Source organism: Streptomyces botrytidirepellens (genome assembly GCF_003721215.1).
Lineage (GTDB): Bacteria > Actinomycetota > Actinomycetes > Streptomycetales > Streptomycetaceae > Streptomyces > Streptomyces himastatinicus.
Genome location: NZ_RIBZ01000515.1, coordinates 1 through 2,358 on the forward strand (window position 1 = coordinate 1; position 2,358 = coordinate 2,358).

Below are 2,358 nucleotides of genomic sequence, written 5' to 3' on the forward strand. Positions count from 1 at the left end.
CCGGTGGCGGCGGCCGTTCCGGCGCCGACGGCGAGGGCGGCGGTGAGGCCGCCCGCGGACCGCAGCAGGGTGCGGCGGGTCGGCCGGTGTGCGGGCGGGGGAGTGGGGGTGTGTTCGCGGCTCATCGTGGGGTCTCTCCGCTCTGTGCGGGGGTGATGTGTACGCGGTCGAACCGCGTGGTGGTGCGGGCCAGCGGGTCACGGGAGCAGACCACGAGGCCCAGGTGGTACGGGGCGTCCCCGAAGCCGGGGACGGTGCCCTCGGCGAGGGGAACCCAGGTGGCGCCGTCGTCGGTGGACGCGGCCGCGGCGAAGGCGGTCCCGGTGCGCTTCAGCCGCAGCAGACAGGGCAGGGTGAGGCGGCCGTCTCCGGCGAGGTCGCCGCCCCCGGTGAAGGCGGACGGGCCCGCCACCACCGGGCGCAGCATGAGCTGCACGGTGGTCCCGCCGGTGACGATCGCCCCGGCCGCCTGGTCGAACGGCGACAGGGACTTGGCCATCAGCAGCCCGACCCGGTCGGCGGCCGTGGCACCGGTCCGGGAGACGAGCCGGGCGGTGAACTCGCAGTCGCCGCTGATGGACCGGTGCACGAAGTGTCCGGTCATCCCCTGTCCGTTGACGGTGAGATCGGTCCCGGCGCCGCGCACGGTGAACGTCCCCGCGTCGTACGCGGTGCTCCCGGGGGTGCGGACGGCCACCACGCCGTACGTGCCGAAGGCGCGCTCGTCGAGGACCGGATCGCCGAGGTCGCCGTACGACCAGGGCGCGGGCGGCGGCGTGCCGACGTCGAGAGTGAGGGTGCCGGTTGCAGTGCCGGACGCGTTGCCCGCGCCGGTGGTGACCGTGAACGTGCCGCGTGACGAGGGCCGTCCGGAGATCAGCCCGGTGTGTTCGTCGACGCGCAGACCGGCGGGCAGGCCGGTCGCGGTGAACCGTACCGGTTCGTGTGTGGCGCGCAGGAGATGGTGGAACGGGACACCGCGGTTCGCGGACGCCGTGTCGGCAGAGGTGAGTTGGGGCACCGAAGGGGTCGGCATGCGCGCGCTCGCGGGCGGTGAGAGCGGTCCGCGCCCGCCGCGGTTCGTCTTCGCCACCGCGTAGTGGTACGTCACCCCGGGCGTTCCGGTGGCGTCCGCGTACCGGATGCGGGTGCCGAAGCCGACCGGGCCGACGCCGGTGGCGACGGTCTCGTACGGGCCCCGGGCGCGTACGGCCCGCAGCACCGTGTACCGGGCCGCGGGGTCCGGATCGGTCCAGGCCAGCTCGACGGCGTCGGCCGCGGCCCGCGCCCGCAGGCCGGTGGCGGTGCGCGCGGGGCAGGGCACGGTCCACAGCGGCCCGGCCGGGGAGGTCACGGTGACGTTGTCGAAGGCGCCGGTGCCGGTCTCGGCGTACGTCTCGTCGACGCCCAGGCAGGAGGACAGGGCGAGGCCCGCGTACGCGGTGTGTCCGAGCCGGACTTCGGTCGAGCCCACCTCGGTCCACCGCTCGCCGTCCGGGGAGATGGCACCGGTGCAGCGGCTGCCCCGGCGGGTCACCCGCACCCAGTACGGGGCCCGCAGCCGGTAGCCGTCGCCCGCGCCTTCGACGCAGGGGGCCTCCAGGGGCGTGGCCGACGCGGGCAGGGTGCCGAGGTCGGAGATCGGGAACGCCGCGGCGGTGGTGATGGCCTGACGCTGGGACGGGGGCACGGGCGTGCTGCCGGTGGCCGAGACGGGAGCCCCGGCCGAGCGGCGTACGGTCCACACACCGCTCCAGGTGTGCAGCGGCAGCCCCTGGACCAGCATCGCGGCGTACGGGGCATCCGCGTCGAGGGAGCCGCGGACCGTGACGCCGATCGTGGAGTACTGCGAGCTGAGCGGCCACACGATCCGCGCGGTGACCGTGCCGTCGCCGTGCAGCGGCAGATGCACCAGACGGCAGCTGTCCGCGGTGCCGCCCGCCTCCAGGACGAAGCGCTCGCCGTCGAAGGTGGCGGAGCCCGGAATGCGCGGTGTGCCCACGTCCCGGGCCGACCAGGGCCCGGGCAGCCCGGCCGTCGCCGCCACCCAGCCGGAACTGCCGCTCGTGCCACGGGAGTTGGTGGCGTCGACCGTGTAGGAGTAGGTCCGCCCCGCCCGCACGGTCCGGTCCGTGTACGCCGGGGTGGCGACCCCGGAGGCGATTCGCTCGTACGGCCCTTCGGGGCCGGTGGCGCGCCGGACCGTGTAGCCGGTCGCCCACGCGGACGGCAGCCACGCCAGGGCGATGGCGTGGCGGGCGCCGGTGGCGGTGAGCCCGGCGGGCGCCGTCGGCGCGGCGGGGGACGCAGTCGCCCCGGCGTGGGTGAGCGTGCCCCAGCCCGGCAGGTCGTCGTTGC

The 2,358-nt window shown here is 76.1% G+C and carries 1 protein-coding gene; it reads right to left on the bottom strand.

What is annotated here, in order from left to right:
• Positions 1-121: 121 nt before the first annotated feature.
• Positions 122-2,358: putative Ig domain-containing protein (locus tag EEJ42_RS32180; RefSeq protein ID WP_123105439.1), on the bottom strand; the 2,237-nt coding region annotated here is incomplete at its 5' end.